Origin of the sequence: Tenacibaculum sp. SG-28 (assembly GCF_002954385.1) — a bacterium.
Classification (GTDB): Bacteria; Bacteroidota; Bacteroidia; order Flavobacteriales; family Flavobacteriaceae; genus Polaribacter.
The window spans coordinates 330,254-351,876 of sequence record NZ_MQVY01000001.1 but is presented as its reverse complement, the minus strand read 5'-3'; the positions used below and the strand labels follow the sequence as shown (position 1 = coordinate 351,876).

Genomic DNA, 21,623 nt, shown 5'->3' with positions numbered 1-21,623 from the left:
TTAAAATAATGAAAAAAATATTATATGCATTCGCAATCACCACAGCAACATTTCTTGCTTCATGTAGCGAAGATTTTGATAGAACACCAATAATTCCAGATATTGAAAATACACTAACTGGAACTGTTGAAGCAGGTATAGCAGCAAGTGGCCGAACAATAGAATACACTGTAACCATACCTAGCGCTTTTGACCAAGACGCAAGAATCGGAGTTAAATCTTTTATACCAGATAATATCGATGTAACAGATGATAATACTGATTATTCATTTGTATTCCTACCTGCAGGACAAACTTCTGGTACAGGTACTATTTCGCTTGCAGAATCTGCTGGTGGTACATTTGGAGTTAATGGAAATGTAGGTTATGGTAAATTACAAATTGATGGTGTTGCATTTGGAACTATAGTAACAGCAGCAGATGGAAGTGAATCATTTACATTTGATCCAAATGACAGAACTGGTATGACTTCCGATGTATTTAACTTAACATATTACGACAGTGTACAATTCGATTATGGTGCTGATGTAATAGACGGAAGGATGACAATGTTGGCAGATTGGGCTAATCCTGATATTAACGATTTGGATATGTACGTATTCAATGATGATACTGGAGTTACTTATGAAGTTTCTGAATCAGCAAACCGATATGAAACTGATATTATGAATAATGAGTGGCCAGATGGAAATTATATAGTTCAAATTGGTTTTTGGATTGCAACTGATAATGAAATTCCTTGGAGATTATTTTTTGTGCATCCAAATCAAATCACAATTGACTCTTTCTCAGGGACCTTTAGTAGTGATGATATAACTACTGGTTTTGCAAATGTTGTAACTTTTGAAAAAACTACAGATCCTGGAGAAGATGGAATAGTTGGAACTGATGATGATGGTGAAGTAAGTTACGTATTTAGACAACTATAATTCATTAGATATATAAATTAAGCCACCTCTTTTGAGGTGGTTTTTTTATGCCCTCAAATTCACTACATTTGCAACATGGAACAAAGTACAGTAATATTCGGTATAAGATCAATTATAGAAGCTATAGAAAGTGGGTCTTCATTAAACAAAGTGTATCTTCAAAAAGGATTACGAGGGGATTTATATTTTGAATTAGACAAACTACTTAAAAAAAATAAAATTTCAACAAGTGTTGTTCCTACAGAAAAATTAGATCGACTTTCTAAACACAACAATCATCAGGGTGCAGTTGCTAAAATTTCGCCAATTTCGTTTTATGAACTTGAAAATTTATTAGAAGAAACCTTAGAAAAAAAAGAACTTCCTCTATTTTTATTATTAGACCAGGTATCGGACGTTCGCAATTTTGGTGCCATCATAAGAACTGCCGAATGTACCGGTGTTGATGGTATTATCATTCAGAAAAGTGGTAGTGCTCCAGTAAACGCAGAAACCATTAAAACATCTGCAGGTGCTGCATTTAAAATACCAATATGCAAGGTCGATCATATAAAGGATGCTGTATTTCAGATGCAAGCACACAATATTAAATTAATATCTGCTACAGAAAAAACAGAGGAATCATTGTATAACATTGACCTAAAACAACCTCTTGCAATTGTTATGGGATCAGAACATAAAGGAGTAACAAATTCTATACAAAAATTATCCGATTACAAGGCGAAACTTCCCTTACTAGGTACAATTGATTCCTTAAATGTATCGGTAGCCTGTGGTGTGTTCTTATACGAAACAGTCCGACAACGTAACTCTTAAATTACATGAGTAATTATTCTTCTTCAGATTTATAGATATAGGTATAGTTTATATCGTTAAGTTGGGTTTCTTCCTCTTGCGGAGGAATATAATTACCATGAGAATCAAACATGACGTCGAAATCTGTTTTTGAAAACGTATATTCTTCCTTTACAATTCCAACGTTTTTGTAAAAATACGCAAAAACAGTACCTACAATAAAACCAGATAAATGTCCTTCCCAAGAAATTCCTTTTGCTATGGGTAAAACATACCAAACCATTCCTCCATAAAGAAATATCGTAACTAAAGAAACCGCTATTAAACGAAAATGTTTTTTTAATACCCCACTGAAAAAAATAAAACTAAATAATAAATACACTACACCACTAGCACCTATATGGTAAGATTCTCTACCGATAAACCAAGTAAGCAAACCAGTAAGTAGTGTACCATATACTAAAACCTTAAACGAAACTTTATTGTAGAACATAAACAGAATAGAACCAAGAACAAATAAGGGTACAGAATTGTTAAATAAGTGCGTTACATTGGCATGAATAAAAGGAGAAAAAACTATTCCACGTAATCCTTTTATGGTTCTGGGAAGGATACCAAATACATTAAAGTTTAGTGAAAATTTGAGTTCAAACATATAAACAAACCATATCACAAACACCATACAAAGAGGAATAAAAAATACCTGTTTTGAAAAATTTATAGAACTTTTTTCCTTCATATTATAAATGTACTAAAATTGCATAAAACAAAACCATAAATAAAAGTTACAATAAAAGAAATTGATATTATTAGTAAATTTGAAAACGCAATACTACGAAAATGACAGCGCCATTAGCAGAGAGAATTCGACCTAAAAAACTAGAAGATTATATTAGTCAAAGACACCTTGTTGGAAAACATGGAATATTAACCAACCTAATTCAACGAGGAATAATTCCATCTTTAATTTTTTGGGGGCCTCCTGGCATTGGTAAAACAACCTTAGCGACAATTATTGCTAGCGAATCTAAAAGACCTTTTTATGCCTTAAGTGCCATAAATTCGGGGGTAAAGGATGTTAGAGAAATTATAGAAAAAGCCAAAAAGAATTCAGGTCTATTTACCAATAGGAATCCAATCGTATTTATTGATGAGATTCATCGTTTTAGTAAATCCCAACAAGACTCCTTATTGGCTGCTGTGGAAAAAGGATGGATTACTCTAATTGGTGCAACTACAGAAAACCCGAGTTTCGAAGTCATCCCTGCACTGTTATCAAGATGCCAAGTGTATGTATTACATGCATTTGATAAAACGGATTTAATAGCCTTATTACACAGAGCAATGCGGGAAGATAGCAATATGGCGTCAAAGCAAATTACATTAAAAGAAACCGATGCATTATTACGGGTTTCAGGAGGAGATGCTCGGAAATTATTAAATATTTTTGAACTATTAGTAAATACAGAACAAACCATAGAAATAACCGATGCTCTAGTACTTCAAAAAATTCAAAAAAATGTAAGTAGGTACGATAAAACAGGAGAACAACACTACGATATCATATCAGCATTTATCAAATCTATTCGAGGAAGCGATCCGAATGCAGCTGTATATTGGTTAGCAAGAATGATTGCTGGAGGTGAAGATGTAAAATTTATCGCAAGAAGACTGCTAATTCTAGCTTCTGAGGATATAGGAAATGCCAATCCTACAGCTCTAATCATGGCAAATAACACCTTTCAGGCAGTAGCTGTTATTGGGAATCCAGAATCCAGGATTATATTGAGCCAATGTGCTATATATTTAGCCAATTCTCCAAAAAGTAATGCATCGTATACCGCTATTGGGAAAGCACTAAAACTTGTAGAAAAAACAGGAGATTTATCTGTACCATTATCCCTGCGAAATGCTCCGACAAAATTAATGTCAGATTTGGATTATGGTGAAGACTATAAATATGCCCATAATTATGAGAATAATTTTATAGCACAGGAATATATGCCGGATACGATTCAAAACACTACCCTATATGAACCGGGAAATAATAGTAGGGAAAATTCCTTTAGAGAGCGATTGAAAAAGCTCTGGAAAAATAAATATTCGTATTAAAATTTGTTAAAACTTTATGTCTAATTTTTCAACCACTAGGTTTCCTTGTTTATAAAATTCAGCAATCCAAAATCCTTGATTTTTATATACGATTCCTGTTTTATCTTTTAAAATAAAAACATCATTAAGAGACGTTTCAAGTATCTCAAAAACTTTTTTAGGCTCCTTATCTATGAGCTGGTAACCATTTTCGATAGCTTGCGCATAGAGCAATTGTCTTGCATTACCTTTAGAATTATTTGCCATCGATACATCATTTATTACAGAAGCTTTGTTTAGGCTAGCAACGGGTAACAAAACCTCTTCATCTTTCTTTTCCTTTTGTATCTGACTTGGTATTGTATATTGATAACCTAAAGTCTTTATAGACGAAAATGCATCTCTAATTGCCTCATTATAGGCCTTTTTATATTCTTTTTCTCTACTTTCACCAACTTTTGAAATAAAAATAATTTCCCCATAACAATCTTTTAATTGAATTGTATTTTTAGTTTTAAACATTCCTGAATCTTCTAATATATCTACGTATAGCGCTATACATCGATTTTGAACTAAATCTGGGGGTAAGTTATCCGATTCTATGAAAGCCGTAAATCCATATTTATTGAATAAAAACTTGGTTAACGAACTAGTTTGATACTTATCAGGCTTGTTTACAAAATTAAACTGTTTTGGAATTATAATATATTTATAATTATTTATGGTTTTTTGACCATAACCATTCCAAACTAAAAAAAGTAAAACACTAAGAATTCGAATCATAATTATTTAAAAATTAAATTAACCCCTACTTGAAGAGCGGTAGCATTAGCAGCTGCAATATCGGAAATATGTAGAAGATTATCAAAGATACCGTATACATTTACAATTCCCATCTTTGCCGATAGACCTAAACCAATATTGCTATATGAAAAGTCATCTACAGTATAAGTAACTCTTGCTTTTAATACTTCTAAAAGTCGTTTTTCGTAAAATCCGGTTATAGCAAATTTAGGACCGGTAGGGCGAATTACTGTAAAGACATGTCCTCCAATAGCATTGTCATAATAGCTATTATAAGAGGTGTCGTGACAATTGTCATTCTTTCTAGACCTACCCCAATTATGACTTATAGAAGCATTAAACTTAATAGGACGTGCTACGGAATAGGAATTTTCGTTTTCTTCACTAGGAATACTTTCACGGAATTCATCTTCAATAGCTGACCAATAATCAGGATTTGTACCGTCGTATTGTAATTCGATTCCAGCAATAGAATAATTTCCACTGATAGAAGCATTCTTAATATTTCTGGTGTAGGATATAAATCCTACATCAAGAATGCTAGCGGCTAGTTGCGTTTTAGTGTTTATGTTGTAGGTAAGGCCTATATCAAAACCTAGCCCCAAATTTCCACCTAAGAAAATGTTACGCATAAGTGTTGCTACTACATCGGTATCTTCTTCATAAAAAATACCAGAAGAGTACCCCCTTACATTCAAATTATTAAGATAATGTGTGTATAAATTATCGTTTCCTAATCTTGTGGTAAAGCTACCAGAATTATAGGAAGAGGTTACATTTAAAACCCCGGAATATACTTTTAATCTTGCACCAGCCGTTAGCCTAGGATTCCAGTTTCGCGTCAATCCAAAATGTAACACTCCTACCCCATCGCCTTTAACAGAAGGTTGTGCTAAGGAAAAAGAGGTGTTTAAGTACGCAGAATTCCCTTCATTAAATAGGGTTAATACATCTTTTGGATAAGTACTAAATATATCCATTTCTAGGTAAAAACCGCCAGAAAGATAATCTTTAGAATTCAGTTTGTACCCTCCATTTAAAATTTCTATTTGGGCATGGCTACTGACGTAATCCTCCGAATCAATTTGTGCTAATACAGTATTAAACTTGGTAGTAAAATCGATATTATCCATGTTAAATAAATCTGCCATAGTAAATCCAGTAATGCCTGCCTGAACGGAAATACCCGATAGCATTGGTATGCCAATATGATATTTGTAAGTAACTGGAGACCCAGGATTTAGTAACAAAGTTTGGGGAATTTCATCAAAACCGAATAATACCTGTTTATTTTGAGAAAAAATAATCGGGTAATAGCAAAGAAGTATGAGGGTAATTAGTACTAACTTTTTCATTAGTTTATTTGAAGATAAAAGGTTCCTGCTGATTTAAATATAAAATTTGCTTGTTGGGTACTATCAATTACCGAACCATCAGGACTTGGTAATAAAGTTAGTGTCATGTCTATGCTTTCGGTGAGGAGGATAGCAGGGTTGACAGCCACATCAATTTCTTCCGTATATCTAAAATCTGCCGAATTTGCCGAAATAGAAAGAGAGGGAAACGTATAGGTTTCCATATTATTTTCGTCTACAAACCTAAATTCTAATATAAAACTCCTATTAAAAGTGTTGGATATTTGAATATCTACATCAATTTTTTGTAAGTAATCTTCTGTAAAACTACCAAAAAAATCCACTCTTGTACGATCAGTAATTTCGGATATTTCATTACCCGAGGAATCTGTAAAATTTGTCTGATCAAGATTTGTATAGACTAAGGAAATTAAATATTCTGGACGGAGAATGAGATCTTCTGCCTGACCAAAATCAATATCTTTTACACAGGAGATACTTGTAAACAATAGAAAAATAAAAAAAGTAGGAGAAACAGTGCTCTTTTTCATAACTGTATTTTATAAATATTGTTTCAATTCCTCTAAATTTTTAATGCGTAAAACACCATTGGTATCCGAATCAATTTCTGCAAAATGTATCGCCTCCATGCCTACATTTAGAGCCCCTAAAATATCTGCTTCATAACTATCACCAATCATTAAAGACTCTTTTGGTGTTGCCTTCGCTTGTGCTAGCGCAAATTCAAAAACCTTAGGATTCGGTTTTTTAACACCAACGCTTTCGGAAGTAACAATAACATCGAAATATTTTGAAATTTTTGAAGTGTCCATTTTTATTTTTTGCACCTCCTCGAATCCATTAGTAATTATGTGCAACGAATACTTATCTTTTAAATAGCTAAGAATATCCTCAGCTCCTAAAAACAAATGATTAAAATATGGTAAGTATTGTATATAAGCCTCTGAAATCTCATGTATCAAACCGTCGGTGATAGAAAAATTAAGAATATCAAAAGTGTCTTTTAATCGCTTGTAACGAAGGTTCTCTTTCGTTATTTCATTCTCTCGATACAGCTTCCAATAACGAATATTTATTGGAGAATACACTTTTATAAAATCTTTAAAATGAATGGAGATATGCTGTTCTTCGAAAATTCTTTTAAAGGTAAGTTCAGAATTTTTTTCAAAGTCCCATAACGTGTGATCTAGGTCAAAGAAAAGGTGTTTAATATGCTTCATCTTTCAAATTTAAATAGAAATATAAATTATAAACTCTATTTTAGCAAAAATATTTTTATTACAGTGTGTCAAGAAAATCTTCACATCCTTTTTTTATGTGGTTGGTATCCTTCAAGAGTTTTTCCTAACAATGGAGATTTTATAGCAAGACACGCGCAAGCAGTTTCAAAATTACACAGTGTTAGTGTTTTACATATTGTAACAGACCCTTTATTAAATAGTGCTATAGAGGTTTCAATTCAAAAATCAAAGCAGCTATCTACGTATATCGCCTATGTGAAACCAACTTCAAGTAAACTAGCAAAAACTATACTATTTTTTAAGGCCTATCTAAGGCTCATAAAAGCGATTGGAAACTACGACATCGTACATCTAAATAAACTTTTTCCTTTTGGAATATTTGCTTTGCATGCAAATCTCTTTTTAAAAAAACCATATATAATTTCAGAACATTGGACGGGGTACCATGCACCTCAAAATAAAAATTTATCTCCTGTTGAAATTAAAATATCAAAACAAATTGCCAAGAGAGCAAAATATGTGTGTCCGGTTTCTGTTCACCTTCAAAAATCGATGGAATCTATCGGTATTACTGGCAACTATGTTCGTGTTCCAAACGTAGTAAACACAGAAATTTTCGTCCCCAAAAGACATGCTAAGACTACATTTAAAATTCTCCACATCTCCAGCATGCAAGACACACATAAAAATATTTCAGGAATCATAAAGTCTATGCGACTATTAAAAAATAGGTGTAGTAACTTTGAGTTGATTTTAGTGGGGGCCAACTCACATCAATACAAAGATCTAGCAAAAGAATTAGGGGTGGAGCAGCGCATCACTTTTAAAGAACACATAGCACACAAAAAAGTGATACAACTTATGCAAACGTCTGATGTTTTTGTTTTATTTAGCAATTATGAAAACTTGCCTTGTGTTATTTTAGAGAGTTTTGCTTGTGGTTTACCCGTAATTAGTACCGACGTTGGTGGAATTTCTGAATTTTTCCCTAAAGAATATGGATACCTAATCGAAGTGAAAAATAACAATGCCTTAGTAGATAAATTACTACAAATACAACAAAACCCAATTCAGTTAGAAGCGAAAATGCATGCTTATGCTGCGGCAAACTTTAGCTGTAAAAAAATAGCAAATTCATTTGACCAACTATATAAAGAAGCTTTAGATTGCAATTAATTTCGTCGTATATATCCAATTTTTTACAAAGGTCTGGTGGTTACATCTTTATTGCTACCATTACAGCACGCATTTTATCCTTTATAAGTTCGTGGCTAGTGTTACAATTTATAACTAAAAAGGCACTTGGTGAAGTATTATTTTCATGGAATATTATCGTATTTATTATGCCATTTGTTGGATTTGGTTTGCACCAAAGCTACATTAGATACGGCGCTTTAATTACCAGTTCTTCCGATAAAAAAATAGTTTTGAATTACATAGTAAGAAATGGGATACTTGCTTCCTTACTGATAACTATTATAGTTTTCGTATTAGGTGCTATTCTACCATTTACTAATAGTAATTCGGGTATTTATTTAATGTCTTTATCTTTCATATTTATTCCGGTATACCTATTAGAAGTTCTAAAAATTAAAAATCGTTTAGAGCACAATAATAAAAAGGTTGGTATCATTGAAATAACCTACAATCTAATATTGGTAGCTATGGTTGGTGGTTTAAGCTATTTTTTTGAAGAATTTGGTTATGTAATTGCCTTAATTTTCACACCAGTCTTTACAATATTACTATTTCGTAGTTCGGCAAAGGTTCCATTTAAAAAGCAAAAAAAAATCGAAATCATCGACAAAGAATTTTGGAAGTACGGTTTTTTTGGTGGCCTTTCTAATGTAGCATCGATACTTCTTTTTACCATAGACCTACTTTTGGTTGGTCTGTTATTAGATTCTACTGAAAAAGTTACAATTTACAGATATATCTCCATAATACCTTTTAGTATTTTATTCTTACCAAGAGTTTTTATAACTACCGATTTTGTAGCTTTTACTGAAAAAATTCGCGACCGAAAATACATTCAGCGCTACATAAAGAGTTACCTCTATTTGTTTACCAGTATCAGTGTATTTTTTGTCTTATTTTTTATATTTTTGACTCGTACATATTAGCAATTTTCGACAAAGAATTTGTGGCATACGCTAAAAGCTTTTTAATATTAAATATCGGCGTTTGTGGCGTACTAATTTTCAAAGGATTATTCGGAAATCTATTATCGGCAATTGGTAAAATTAAAGCAAATTACTACATTACCGTGATAGCCTTAATAGGTAACGTTATTTTAAATTATTGGTTAATACCTAAATTAGGTATTCTTGGTGCATGCATCACTTCTGCAATTTTAATGTGGTTTACAGGATTGAGTTCCTTTTTGTGTTTCTTTTACTTTTATTTCATAAAAAACATTACCGCTTCAAAAATTTAAAAAATGCTGGAAGATTATTATAAACTATTTGCATATATACCGCATCGGTAGCCCCAAAACTATAATAATATTTGGCTATGTTTTGCATGCTTGAACCACCAAAATCAAAAACGCTAAAATTTCTTTGGTATTTACAAATAGCACGATCGTTCATAAAAGTATTTGCTCCGTTGTTTCTATTCTCCAAATCGGAAGCACAAACTAATTCAGTTACTCTATCCTTATATTTTAAAAAAAAAGCACCGGATACCAGTTTATTTTTCGCATCGTATACTGTAAGCATTTCGCCTACTTTTCTCTCCAAACAATATTGCATTAAATGTAGCAAATTATCATAATCTTTAGTTCTAACTTTCTTTAACCTATTACCTATATTTTCTTTAAAAAGATGTAATAATTTAATTGGAGCGTCATTCCAACATTCTGTCAAATCTTTGCCTTTTGCTTTTTTCAGCTCTCGCTTTCTATTTCTATTATATGCTGCTCGAATATCGGAATACGAAGAATTCAAGTATAAGATTTGGGTTTTTCTCTCCTGCAATACATTCGAAAAAACGGTAAAGGAATTCTCAGGGTTTAAACGAAGTTCCACAAAAGAAAAATCGTCTAGCAATTCGATTAAAAATTCATTTTCATCCTCTATATTAAGCGAATAAATTCCTAAATGAACCAGCCATAGTGGTGGATATACATACTTAAAAAAATATTTTTCCCGTTTCGGAAGTGGCATTACTGCCTCATAATCATTCAAGACAAGTACATCCCAAGAATCTGCAACAATATCTAGGTACCACGAAAATCCAAAAATATTAGATTGCACTGCATTTTTAATACAGTGGTTGTATTTTTGTTCGTTTACTTGCGCTCGTTTTGTATATACGATCATGAACTCTTAGATATTTTCAACATCGAACCATACAACCTACTCCACCCTCTCCATCGTTGATAGGCACTTAAACTTTCATTATGGAAAAGCGTTATAAAAGTACCATTAACCTTCTTTACCTCATTTTTTAAATCTCTGATCTTTCCCAAAGATTGTTTGGGTGTTAGTTTCATGTAATCATTTAAAGTAGTATCCATAACTGCAAATGGAAATATTTTTAACGGAGTTTGGATTTCAAAATCTAAATCGTAAAAGTAAAAAGGAGTACAGGTACTTGCTCTAAACCCTGCTTGACTCGCATACCCCATAGAGTAATCCTCTTCTATTTCTAAATCGATTAACTTTTGGTACGTATCTGGTAAAGAAAACCTCAAATAATGTTGTCGGGATCTTTTAATAGGTAAATTTGTTATGGATTCAAGCCGTTCTTTTTCTTTTTTTAATAATGCTAAATCTTTCATTGTATAGTACGAAGGATGAAGGCCTACCCTTGCATAATCTACCATATCTTTTATGAGTAACTTGAATTTAGTTTTAGCGGCAGAAACATTGGTGTCGAAGGAAGTATAATCTCCAATTAAAAAAAGAAAATAGTACGAACATCGTGCTCTTTTTTGAGTTTCAAAATTTTCTTGAACGTATCAAATGGATCTTTTTTAATATTAAACAATACCGCAAACCGATCCCATAAGTTAAAGATCTTTAATCCGTAGGCATCTTTGAAAAAACCTCCAACAGTTCGGACCAAACTTTTATGTTTATATGCATATGCATTATCTACATCGATGGTGGAGATAAACTGATAACTTCGATAGGTATATGCATAATCAGGAAATCTCGCTTGCAGCTCTTGTAAGAAACGATATGCCCATATATCAATGACAGGCTTTTCTAAAAAGTTACTCTTAAAAGCTATACTTTCAGAAGCTTCAAAACGATCGTATTTATCTTTAATGTGAGGTAAGTATTCTTCGTAACGAGTGATGAGATAAAAGCTGGCAGAAAATATATCATAAGGAACCCCAGACTTTTCTCCAGTAACAAAAAAGCATGGAACTGTATCCCAATCTTCAACGATTATTTCAATGTCTTGAATGCCTTGTTGGAATAATAAATCATGACTTTTAACAAAAAACTCTTTCCCTAAAGCAACTTTCGTATAGGAAAATTTAGGACCATTATGCGCAACGAAATCCTCTACTTTTGTGGTAAAACTTATTGGAATTTGCAGAATACGAGTAAGTATATGTTTGCATATATATCGTACTCTTGGCGTAATTTTATGCGTGTAAATTAAAAGCATGAAACAGTATTTATATACCAAAAATTGCATTTACAACAATCCCTCATCGGCAAAGCTAAAATACGCTTTTTCAGTTATTATTAAATGATCTAACAACGCAATATCCATTGTGGTTGCTGCGGTTCTAATTTTTTCCGTAAGGTTGCGATCTGCATGACTAGGTTTTACAATTCCCGAAGGGTGATTATGACACAAAATTATCCCAATAGCCGAAAGTTCTAAAGCTTTTTTCAATACCAAACGAACATCTACTAATGTTGCCGTGATTCCTCCCTTGCTTATCTGTTGTTTGCTAAGAACTACATTGGAATTATTGAGATACATAACCCAAAACTCTTCGTGTTCTATGGTCGCAATATGCGAGTGAAATGCGTTAAAAACATCTTTAGAACAGGAAATTCTTGAAACTGCTATTTCTGATTCGTACTGTTTTCTTTTTCCGAATTCTAAAGCGGTAATTATGGTTATTGCCTTAACCTTTCCAATACCTTTAAATTTCATGAGTTGTGAAATCGGAAGCTTTGCTAAGTTATTTAAATTATTTCCTACGGTATGTAAAATGCGTTTGGAAAGCGCCAGGGCACTTTCTTCTTTACTTCCGGAGCCGAGTAATATTGCCATTAATTCGGCATCAGAAAGCGCGTTTTTCCCATTTAGAATTAACTTTTCTCTTGGCCTATCCATCGAAGACCAAGATTTAATAGATACGTTTTTCATCTTGCAATTTTTAGTAATTACGGATAAATATATAATTTTTTGCACAACCCAAACAAGGATAGTATCTTTGTTTACTATCTTTTTAATAAAATATGAAGATTATCATAGCCGGGGCTGGAGACGTTGGTTTTCATTTAGCCAAACTTTTATCCTATGAATCTCAGGACACTTACATTATAGACCTCGACGGTGAAAAGCTAAACTATATTAACAATCATCTGGATGTTATCACTAGAAAAGGAGATGCGACATCCGTATCGTTACTGAAAGAGGTAGGCATGGAAGATGCAGACCTGCTACTCGCAGTGACCGAAAGCCAAAACACTAATTTTACAATCTCTGTAATTGGTAAAGCATTGGGTGTGAATAAAACTATTGCACGTATTCACAATCCAGAATTTTTAAAAAATGATACTATAAAATTTGAAGATTACGGTGTAGACTTCATGATTTCTCCGGAAGAATTAGCCGCAGATGAAATTAAAATGCTATTGGATCAATCGTCTTTTAACGATACGGTTGCCTTTGAAAAAGGTGTATTCAATATCATGGGAACCACACTAGGGTACAAATCTCCTATTCTAGATCTAACCGTAAAAGAAGCCAAGGACAAATTTTCGCACGTAGACTTTATAACCATCGCTATCAAAAGAGAAGGAGCTACCGAAACTATAATTCCACGTGGTGATGTTGTGTATAAGTTAAATGATCAGGTCTATTTTTCCGTTCCCAATTACAGTATAAATAAGCTTAACCCCATCATAGGGAAAGAACACATTGATATCAAAAATGTAATGATTCTTGGCGGAAGTAGCATTGGAAGAAAAACAGCTCGTAATCTATGTAAAGCTAATTTTAATGTAAAATTAATAGAACGTAAAAAAGAAAAAGCATTACAAATTGCTGAAGATTTAAGAAATACCTTAGTAATATTTGGAGACGGAAGAGATTTAGAATTACTCGAGGAAGAGAACATTAGATCTATGGATGCTTTTGTGGCTGTAACTGGAAATTCAGAAACAAACATAATGTCGTGTTTGGTGGCTAAATCAAAAGGAGTTCAAAGAACCATCGCTCTAGTTGAAAACATGGATTACATTAATATATCGCAAACGATTGGTATTGACACTTTAATCAATAAAAAACTAATAGCAGCAAGTAATATTTTCAGACATATCCGAAAAGGTGGTTTATTAGCCTTGGCAAATCTGCATAATGTGGATGCAGAAGTTATGGAGTTTGAAGTGCAACCTAATGCGAAAGTAACGCATAAAATAATAAAAGAATTACGTTTTCCAAGAGAAGCAGTCATCGGCGGTGTAATTAGAAGAGGAAAACCATTGATGTCATTTGGTGACTTTCAATTACAAAGCGGTGATAAAGCTATTGTTTTTTGTTTGTCGGAGGCTATTACAACTGTAGAAGATTTATTCAATTAATGAACCAGCTAAATTTCAAACAAATATATCGTTTCCTCGGGATTACTGCCGCGCTAAATGGTGTATTTATGTGGCTAGCAATTCCGTTCAGTTTATACCATGATGAAGACGCTGCATTAGGAATTTTGAATGCGGGAATTATAACCATAACCGCCGGATTATTACTTTTTTTCTTTAACAAGCCTACATCAAAAAATATACAAAAAAAAGAGGGGTATTTAATTGTTACCCTCGGATGGCTTACCCTATCCGTAACCGGAATGCTACCATACGTTCTCTCTGGTGCTATCCCCAGTATAACAGATGCTTTTTTTGAGACTATTTCCGGATACTCTACTACCGGTTCTTCCATTATCAATGACATTGAAGCAATGCCCAAAGGTATTTTATTTTGGCGCAGTGCAACACATTGGATTGGCGGTATGGGGATTATTGTACTTACGATTGCAATTTTACCACTCTTAGGCATTGGAGGGATGCAATTATTTATGGCGGAAGCCCCTGGCCCATCAGCAGACAAACTTCATCCAAGAATAACAGATACCGCAAAACGTTTGTGGTTAATCTATGTACTTTTAACGTTTGTAGAATTCCTTCTTTTGAAAATAGCAGGGATGTCTTGGTTCGACGCACTAAACCATGCAATGGCAACCGTTAGTACTGGAGGTTTTTCCACCAAAAATGCAAGTATAGCCTATTGGAACCATCTTCCTGCCATTCAATATATCATCATTTTCTTCATGTTCATCGCAGGAACCAATTTTGTACTTACCTATTTTGCTTTAAAAGGTAAAATTCAAAAGGTTATTCAGAACGAAGAATTCAAATACTACCTTTTTAGTATACTGTGTATTGCTGCTATTGTAGCAGTTAATATTGTCTTTTATCAAGATTCTAGATTGCAAACCACTATAGAACATCCAATGCCTTTTGGAGAGGTAGAAAGTGCGATACGCCACAGTTTATTTTCGGTTTTATCGGTAATGACGACCACCGGCTTTGTCACTGCTGATTTCACCATGTGGAATTATTTTATTACCGCTATTTTCTTTGCCCTATTTTTTCTCGGTGGCTCGGCAGGTTCAACCTCTGGAGGTGTAAAGATTGTTCGTCATATCATTATGCTTAAAAATAGTTTTTTAGAGTTTAAAAAATCGTTACACCCAAATGCTATAATCCCAGTGCGATATGACGGAAAAGCTGTAAACCAAACTATTGTTTTCAATATCATATCCTTCTTTATTATTTATATGCTCATTTTTATTGTAGGGACAGTAGTACTCTCTTTTCTCGGATTAGATTTTGCATCGGCGCTAGGCGCTTCTGCATCCTCCCTCGGAAATATAGGACCTGCTATTGGCAGTGTAAGTCCTGTGGATAATTTTTCTCATTTAACGGCAAGTGCAAAATGGTTTTGCTCTTTCCTTATGCTTATCGGCCGTTTAGAGCTATTTACCGTTTTAATACTGTTAACCCCTTTATTTTGGAGAAAAAACTAAAGCTGTTTTTATTCTTTTCACTATAGTATAATAAATTTAGGCACAAGCTGAAGTAAGGAAACGCTCCAGAAATGTTATGGCTTAATAAATTGTAAAGCGTACTTTGATTTACTCCAAAAAAATAGAATAAGCACCTACCCGATACTTAAACACGAAAAAAAAATAAAACCTTAATTACTAAGAAGTTATAATTATATTTTCTACTTTTGAAAAAAAAAGTTATGAAAATTTTAAGAACAAAAACTTTGTTCTTGGCGCTGCTTTTGGTAAAAATTAATGTAGCTGCCCAAGAACTAATTACCTTTGATTGTAATGGATTAACTGGTAATGAATCTACCGTTTCCTCGACCACCAATCACCCAAATCTTAAGAAGGCAATACTGCAAAGAGGATCTGGACTAATCGGATCAAAAAATAAAAATCGATTTAATGCCAAGCATTGGAGTACCGGAGATATAGCACAGGCTATCGCAGAAAATGATTATATAGAATTATCCATTAGTCCTGAGAACCGATGCACCTATAGTGTTTCCTCTATTACTGTGAACATACAAAAATCTGTAACCGGACCACGCACTATTGCCATAAGAAGTTCTTTAGACAATTACAGCACCTCTGTAGGTGATGCTCAAGACTTACAAGATGTAACAAATACACAACAACTTACTTTTGCAATCAATCATGCTGTATCTTCAATACCAATACACTACAGAATCTATATGTATTATGCAGAAAGTACCGCAGGAAGTGCTGGCTTTGAAGGTCCAGGAAATGATATAGTAGTACAAGGCTCTACAATTTCTAATACGACAAATCCAATACTAGGTTTTCTATCAGAAAACACCTACCTAACAGAACCAAACACTAATTTTATCACTAGCGTACCAATTTCTATGACAAATTTCAGTTCTGAAATAACGGTAGGGATTGCAGCAGAGGCAAATAGCACAGTAAATAGAGAAGACTTCGAAATTCTCACCACAGAACTTACTTTCACTGCAAATGGAACACAATATGTAAAAATTGCATTGCATCCTGATAGCGATATTGAAAGTGAAACACTAGGTCTTGTCATTACTGTAACTTCAGGAACTGTAGAAGTTAGAAAAAAAAACCATTACATACACATAATAGACAGAGAAAGACCATTGCTAATTAATGAAATATTAGCAGATCCATCAAGTAGTAAAGGGGATGCAAATGGTGACGGTATATCGGATACTAGTGAAGATGAATTTATAGAAATATACAATGCAAGTGGAACTGCTATTGATATATCCAACTGGGTCCTTGCAGACGCTGTTCGTGAACGACATATTTTTCCTGCTGGTACTATTATTCCTGTAGAAGAAACCATCGTTATTTTTGGTGGTGGAACACCAATAACTGTTCCCGGTATGGTACAAGTTGCAAGTTCGGGTAATTTAGGATTAAATAATGGTAGTGACACTATCGTTTTAAAAAATAAATTTGGTACAGAAATCTTAAGGCAAGAATATAGCGTTGCAGGAAATATAGATCAATCCATCGCTAGAGAATTAGATTTGATTGGTACATTTCAGAAACATTCAGAAATAGCTTCCAATCCTGAAAACTTTTCTCCTGGGAGATACAACACAACCAATCGTTCCTTTTCACCAACTATAAAATGGACAGGAAACACAGATGAAAATTGGAATACCGCAAGTAATTGGTTGGATAGTACAGTACCTCAACACGATGACATTGTGGAAATTCCTTCAGGATTAAACCATTATCCAACCGCAAGTGAATCTATAGAATTTAATTCCTTAAATATTAAATCAGGAGCGAGTTTTATCGCCAAAAAAGATAGTAAAGGTATCGTGAATTTCGAGCAAAATTTAGAGCGTACAAATTGGTATTTAGCAACACTTCCTGTGCAGGGAGAAAAAATTAAAAATGTAATACGAAACCATATTTTGGCCACAGGAAAGAATGGAAATATTGGCATTGCTTTATATGACAAAACGAAAAACAAATGGGATTACCAAACTGTAAACTCGAATAAAGAAATAAAGCAAGCGGAGGGGTTTGCTGTAAAACTAGCGAGCCCAGGGAAGCTTACATTATCCGGTAGTGTCTCGACAGCTTCGGTAACGCAAAGAATAACTTCAGACTCTATTGCTTTTCACCTCCTTGGTAACCCGTATACATCGTATTTAAATTTGGGAACCTTCCTAAAGGATAATAAAAAGATTTTAGAGGAACAAACCATATGGATATGGAATCCAACAGCATCTAAATACGAATTGAAAATGGCAGGAACAGACAGCTCCTTTCAAATTGCTCCTTCAAAAGGCTTTTTCATAAAGACGAATACCCAAGGCACCATAACTTTTGAAAGGGAAAATCAGAGCCATCTCAGTGATACTTATGAAAAAAAAACAGTGCTGAAGTACTTGTTACCTTTGGTAATGACTCTTATAAAACAACTACTAAAATTATATTTAAGAAGGGATGTACCACAGGATTTGACAATGGTTATGATGGCACCGTATTTGCAGGAATGAACAACCAAGGAATTTTGTACACCCAGCTTGTAAGCCGAGAAAATAATAAAAAACTAGGGATTCAAAGTGTACCGTATTCTAGTATGAAAAACATTACTATTCCTTTAGGAGTTACAACGATAAAAGACCAAACCATTTCCTTCGGTGCTTCGACACGTAATATCCCAAAGACTATTAAAGTTTTCCTAGAAGATAAACGAAATAATACCTATACAAACCTAAGGAATGAAAACTACCGCATCAGACTAAAAGAGAATACAAAAGACCTTGGTAGATTTTACCTACATATCACCTCAAGAATATTAGTTTCAGAAGAACCCAACAGCAATGCAAAAGCAATACAAATATACATTTCTGCTCCAAGAGAATTGACCTTAACAAATGTAGAAAAAGGAAGAGTAAAATTTAGCCTGTATTCAGAACTTGGTTCACAGATACAAACACAAATATTAGATATAGATGGAACGTGTAAAATATCCATTCCTAAACTTTCTACTGGAATGTATTTTTTAAAGATAACCACCAAAAAAGGAGACAGATATAAAAAATTTATTATTAAAAAAATCGATTAGCCATGCAAAACAAGGACAAAAAATTAATCTGTAGAAAAGAAGCCGTAAAAAAAATTGGAGAATATGGAAAGTATACTGTGCTGACAGCATTGGGAACTTACCTCCTATTACATCCGAAACAAGCACAAGCACAAAGCCCAGAAAATCCTGGAGAAGGCTTTTAAAATTTAATTCTAAAAAAGAGAGGAATTGTATTTCTGTAATTCCTCTCTAAAGTAGCTTATTATTTGGTTTGAGGAGGATACTGTTCCATGATCTCATGTACAAATTCTTTGATTCGTTCTTCCTTTTTTTCCATAGATCGCATCTGTAAGACACCGGTTCCTATGCCTTGCCAAAGTAGATTTTTTCCATTAGTATCTAACAAGTCAATAAATAGTGTACCTTCCGTTTGCGTAGATACTGTAACTTGTGATGGGCCGTAATACCAAGGATACCAATAGCCTCCGAAGCTATTATCATTAACATCAACTCTTTCTCGCGATTTGGTAAAAATATTAACTAGAACATCCGGGGTTGCAGATTTAGTCATTCCCTTTGCAAGAAGTTCAGCCTCTATGGCACGCATGATTCTTTTTTTATCCAAATCAGATATAGCAGCCTTATCGACTCCTGTTTTGTAGAAAGCAAATGTTTTTAAAGCACCAAAATCTACCTGTGTATCATAATCGGTAGAAACTCTTACAGAACTACACGACAAAAAGAATAATCCCAAAAAAAACAGTACAAAAAGTGAATTTAATCGTTTCATTTATTTATATTTTTATTTCAAAAGTAACAGAAATGTTACGATTCCGAAAAGTTAGAAATTTTCCAAAGACAAATAGTAAAACAACCTTAAAAGAGAAAAGTTTTTTGCTTTGGAAATGTATTATTATCCATAAAAATACAACAAATAATATGCCAAATAAAATCAAGATATTTTAGCAGTGTTAATCATCATTGGAAAGGCAATTTTATAGTGCGTGCCATTTTTGACAAAACAAGTAAATGTACCACGTATTTGTGTGGTAAAATCTTTCGCTAATTGTAACCCTATACTATTTGTTCTTGCTTTTGAAAGATCAATCCCAGATCCATTGTCGCTGATATCTAAAAACACATAACTCCCATCTGATTTTAATGAAACATTGATAAAACCATCAGATTGATAATCAAAGGCATATTTATAGGCATTGGTTATTAACTCGTTTAGTATCATACCCAATGGTAATGCCCTTTGTAGATTTACATGGATGGCTTCAATTTGCAATCGTACCAAGATTTTCTTGTTGGTAAATTTTTGTGAAGACTTAATCGAATTAATGATATCGTAAAAATAACCCTGTGCATCAATGGTCTCGTCTTTACCGTCAGAATACAATTGTTCGTGTACTAAAGCCATAGAAAATATTCTATCAATACTCGTTTGAAGTTTTTCTTGAAGCTTAGAATTACCACTTGAGTCTATTTGCATCTCAAGAATACTGCAAATTATCTGCAAATTGTTTTTTACCCTATGATGTACTTCCTTGAGAAGGATATTTTTATAATTTACTGTTTTTACCAATGACGTATTCATATTTTGAATTTCTTCTTTTTTTTGAAATAACATCTTGTTACTCTTTTTCAACTTAATTTGATATCGAATTAAAATCAGTACTAGAAAAAGGAAGATAAATAAGAATACTATAATTAAGTTTCGTTGGTTTTTCGCAATATTTTTTTCTTTTTCGGTTTGCAGCAATATAGTATTCTGCTTTTCTACCTGATGCTTTGTCTCTAACTCTGCACTAAATTCGTTATTCTCTTTTTGCTGAACTTGGGTATCAATTTCTCTGTAAGATTTATAATTTTGTAGTGCCTCGTCGTAGGCCCCCATCTTTTCATATATCTTTGAGGCAATAAGATATGCCATTCGAATTTTAATTTTATGACCGTAGGAAAGAGCAATACGCAAACCTTTCTTTGCATAATTTTTAGCTTCCACATACTCTCCGTCGTTATATTTCAGGTTTGCCATTAAAATATTCCCATAGGCAATACCGTCTAATAAGTTATCTTGTTCGACTATTTGTAATGCCTTGTTAAAATATTTATCGCGATTTGGTATATGTAGGCTATCTAGGTATAATTTTCCAACTTCAAACAATGTGAAGGCACTGTGTTTTGGATCTGTTTTGTGATTTTCATGGAGCGCTAAAGCTTTGTTGAAATTATGGAGACCATCTTCTTTTCTTCCCTGAAGAACATATATTTCTCCTATATTAGATAAACAAGAAGCCACAAATAGCCAATTCTTTTCTTTAGTGTAAAACTCTAAAGCTTTTTCATAATGGCTTTTAGACAATGTATAATTTTTTTGATCCAATAACAAATCCCCTGTGCGATGTAAACAAGTTGCTATTTTATTGTAATTTTCTAGTTTTCGATATAAAAGTTCGGCTTTTGCATAATTTTCAGTGGCTATAATTACATTTTGTAAATACCTCCCTGCATCACCAATACCCTCAAAACAAGAAGCTCTTTGTAAAATATGTGCGGTGGTTGAAACCTCTAATCCCATCTCAAAAAACTCGATTGCTTTTTCATAGTCGCTGTAAATTGAGTTTCTATTATTCAGAAAAGTTCCCATTTGAATGTAGGAATCTATCAATAAATTTTTGTTGTCAAAATTCCGCTGCTCATTTTTGGCACAATTAATTGCGCAAATGTACTTTTGATACTTGATTTCCCACTCTTTTTTGTTTCATTGTTGTAATTCTCCTTACCGAAGCATAAAAACAGAGAATTAAAAATAAAAAAACAAAAATAATCTTTTCTTTCCTTAATTTCATGGCACTCGCATTTTTTAAAGTCTTAGGAAAAGAGATAGGATAGGTAATAAAAGCTTTAGGATGCAATTAAAACTGCACCCAAAAATTAGTATTAAAATACTGTTCGAAAAATTAATAACGATGAAAGTTGTTAAGACTTACATCCAAGATAACAATACATATATTTCTTCCCCTAAAAACATGTACT

At 33.2% G+C, this 21,623-nt stretch carries 22 protein-coding genes; 11 read left to right on the top strand and 11 right to left on the bottom strand.

Annotation, left to right across the window (positions count from 1 at the left end):
• The first annotated feature begins 8 nt into the window (after positions 1 to 8).
• Both BSU00_RS01555 and rlmB read left to right on the top strand, forming a co-directional pair.
• Positions 9 to 929: a hypothetical protein gene (locus BSU00_RS01555; RefSeq protein ID WP_105002825.1), complete on the top strand. Its 921-nt coding sequence runs from the start codon at positions 9 to 11 to the stop codon at positions 927 to 929.
• 75 nt (positions 930 to 1,004) lie between these two features.
• A complete protein-coding gene (gene rlmB / locus BSU00_RS01550) occupies positions 1,005 to 1,745 on the top strand; it encodes a 23S rRNA (guanosine(2251)-2'-O)-methyltransferase RlmB (RefSeq protein ID WP_105002824.1) in 741 nt (246 codons plus the stop codon).
• Between the two features lie 13 nt (positions 1,746 to 1,758).
• On the opposite strand, the gene BSU00_RS01545 is transcribed toward rlmB, so the two are convergent.
• A complete protein-coding gene (locus BSU00_RS01545) occupies positions 1,759 to 2,379 on the bottom strand; it encodes a rhomboid family intramembrane serine protease (RefSeq protein ID WP_233188537.1) in 621 nt (206 codons plus the stop codon).
• A 185-nt stretch (positions 2,380 to 2,564) separates the two neighbouring features.
• On the opposite strand from BSU00_RS01545, the gene BSU00_RS01540 reads away from it, so the two are divergent.
• A complete protein-coding gene (locus BSU00_RS01540) occupies positions 2,565 to 3,836 on the top strand; it encodes a replication-associated recombination protein A (protein WP_105002822.1) in 1,272 nt (423 codons plus the stop codon).
• A gap of 6 nt (positions 3,837 to 3,842) precedes the next feature.
• Here the strand turns inward: BSU00_RS01540 and BSU00_RS01535 are convergent, their stop codons facing one another.
• The 4 genes from BSU00_RS01535 to BSU00_RS01520 are packed head-to-tail and all read right to left on the bottom strand — an operon-like array spanning position 3,843 to position 7,215.
• Positions 3,843 to 4,598 (bottom strand): hypothetical protein, encoded by a 756-nt coding sequence (locus tag BSU00_RS01535; RefSeq protein ID WP_105002821.1) that lies wholly within the window; start codon positions 4,596 to 4,598, stop codon positions 3,843 to 3,845.
• A 2-nt stretch (positions 4,599 to 4,600) separates the two neighbouring features.
• Positions 4,601 to 5,974: a DUF5723 family protein gene (locus BSU00_RS01530; protein ID WP_105002820.1), complete on the bottom strand. Its 1,374-nt coding sequence runs from the start codon at positions 5,972 to 5,974 to the stop codon at positions 4,601 to 4,603.
• Positions 5,974 to 6,525 carry a hypothetical protein gene (locus tag BSU00_RS01525; protein ID WP_105002819.1) on the bottom strand — a complete coding sequence of 184 codons (552 nt, stop codon included), beginning with the start codon at positions 6,523 to 6,525 and terminating at the stop codon, positions 5,974 to 5,976. The genes BSU00_RS01530 and BSU00_RS01525 overlap by 1 nt, the downstream gene beginning before the upstream one ends.
• Positions 6,526 to 6,534: 9 nt before the next feature.
• Positions 6,535 to 7,215 carry a YjjG family noncanonical pyrimidine nucleotidase gene (locus BSU00_RS01520; RefSeq protein ID WP_105002818.1) on the bottom strand — a complete coding sequence of 227 codons (681 nt, stop codon included), beginning with the start codon at positions 7,213 to 7,215 and terminating at the stop codon, positions 6,535 to 6,537.
• Here BSU00_RS01520 and BSU00_RS01515 point away from each other — a divergent pair.
• Genes BSU00_RS01515 through BSU00_RS13815 form a run of 3 tightly spaced genes read left to right on the top strand, consistent with a single transcriptional unit; the run spans position 7,207 to position 9,673 of the window.
• Positions 7,207 to 8,412 carry a glycosyltransferase family 4 protein gene (locus tag BSU00_RS01515; RefSeq protein ID WP_105002817.1) on the top strand — a complete coding sequence of 402 codons (1,206 nt, stop codon included), beginning with the start codon at positions 7,207 to 7,209 and terminating at the stop codon, positions 8,410 to 8,412. The two genes, BSU00_RS01520 and BSU00_RS01515, sit on opposite strands and share 9 nt — an antisense overlap.
• On the top strand, positions 8,403 to 9,359 hold the full coding sequence (locus BSU00_RS01510) for an oligosaccharide flippase family protein (protein WP_105002816.1): 957 nt from the start codon (positions 8,403 to 8,405) through the stop codon (positions 9,357 to 9,359). The genes BSU00_RS01515 and BSU00_RS01510 overlap by 10 nt, the downstream gene beginning before the upstream one ends.
• Positions 9,360 to 9,379: 20 nt before the next feature.
• Positions 9,380 to 9,673 (top strand): polysaccharide biosynthesis C-terminal domain-containing protein, encoded by a 294-nt coding sequence (locus BSU00_RS13815; RefSeq protein ID WP_158254379.1) that lies wholly within the window; start codon positions 9,380 to 9,382, stop codon positions 9,671 to 9,673.
• On the opposite strand, the gene BSU00_RS01500 is transcribed toward BSU00_RS13815, so the two are convergent.
• The 4 genes from BSU00_RS01500 to radC all read right to left on the bottom strand — a co-directional run bounded on the left by BSU00_RS01500 (position 9,654) and on the right by radC (position 12,579).
• The gene (locus tag BSU00_RS01500; RefSeq protein WP_105002814.1) at positions 9,654 to 10,559 is read right to left on the bottom strand and encodes a hypothetical protein; all 906 of its coding nucleotides are present in this window, start codon (positions 10,557 to 10,559) and stop codon (positions 9,654 to 9,656) included. The genes BSU00_RS13815 and BSU00_RS01500 overlap by 20 nt on opposite strands.
• Complete coding sequence (locus tag BSU00_RS13065; protein ID WP_233188536.1) at positions 10,556 to 11,020, bottom strand: polysaccharide deacetylase family protein; 465 nt, start codon at positions 11,018 to 11,020, stop codon at positions 10,556 to 10,558. Before BSU00_RS13065 ends, BSU00_RS01500 begins: the two co-directional genes overlap by 4 nt.
• A gap of 116 nt (positions 11,021 to 11,136) precedes the next feature.
• Positions 11,137 to 11,862, bottom strand: coding sequence for a hypothetical protein (locus BSU00_RS13060; RefSeq protein ID WP_233188535.1), 726 nt, complete (start codon positions 11,860 to 11,862; stop codon positions 11,137 to 11,139).
• A 30-nt stretch (positions 11,863 to 11,892) separates the two neighbouring features.
• Entirely contained in the window at positions 11,893 to 12,579 is a 687-nt protein-coding gene (gene radC, locus BSU00_RS01490) for a DNA repair protein RadC (RefSeq protein WP_105002813.1), read from the bottom strand.
• A 92-nt stretch (positions 12,580 to 12,671) separates the two neighbouring features.
• Between radC and trkA the strand changes: the two genes are divergently transcribed.
• From trkA to BSU00_RS12980, 5 genes are all read left to right on the top strand, one after another.
• Complete coding sequence (gene trkA, locus BSU00_RS01485; protein WP_105002812.1) at positions 12,672 to 14,018, top strand: Trk system potassium transporter TrkA; 1,347 nt, start codon at positions 12,672 to 12,674, stop codon at positions 14,016 to 14,018.
• Positions 14,018 to 15,517, top strand: a complete 1,500-nt coding sequence (locus tag BSU00_RS01480; RefSeq protein ID WP_105002811.1) for a TrkH family potassium uptake protein — start codon at positions 14,018 to 14,020, stop codon at positions 15,515 to 15,517. The genes trkA and BSU00_RS01480 overlap by 1 nt, the downstream gene beginning before the upstream one ends.
• Before the next feature lie 221 nt (positions 15,518 to 15,738).
• Positions 15,739 to 18,048 (top strand): lamin tail domain-containing protein, encoded by a 2,310-nt coding sequence (locus tag BSU00_RS01475; protein ID WP_105002810.1) that lies wholly within the window; start codon positions 15,739 to 15,741, stop codon positions 18,046 to 18,048.
• Between the two features lie 83 nt (positions 18,049 to 18,131).
• The gene (locus BSU00_RS01470) at positions 18,132 to 18,620 is read left to right on the top strand and encodes a T9SS type A sorting domain-containing protein (protein WP_158254378.1); all 489 of its coding nucleotides are present in this window, start codon (positions 18,132 to 18,134) and stop codon (positions 18,618 to 18,620) included.
• Positions 18,621 to 18,622: 2 nt separating this feature from the next.
• A complete protein-coding gene (locus tag BSU00_RS12980; protein ID WP_199176746.1) occupies positions 18,623 to 18,784 on the top strand; it encodes a hypothetical protein in 162 nt (53 codons plus the stop codon).
• Between the two features lie 59 nt (positions 18,785 to 18,843).
• Here the strand turns inward: BSU00_RS12980 and BSU00_RS01465 are convergent, their stop codons facing one another.
• Together BSU00_RS01465 and BSU00_RS01460 are read right to left on the bottom strand one after the other, a co-directional pair.
• A complete protein-coding gene (locus BSU00_RS01465; RefSeq protein WP_105002808.1) occupies positions 18,844 to 19,371 on the bottom strand; it encodes a DUF4136 domain-containing protein in 528 nt (175 codons plus the stop codon).
• 162 nt (positions 19,372 to 19,533) lie between these two features.
• Positions 19,534 to 21,255, bottom strand: coding sequence for a histidine kinase dimerization/phosphoacceptor domain -containing protein (locus BSU00_RS01460; protein ID WP_146104772.1), 1,722 nt, complete (start codon positions 21,253 to 21,255; stop codon positions 19,534 to 19,536).
• Positions 21,256 to 21,623 lie beyond the last annotated feature (368 nt).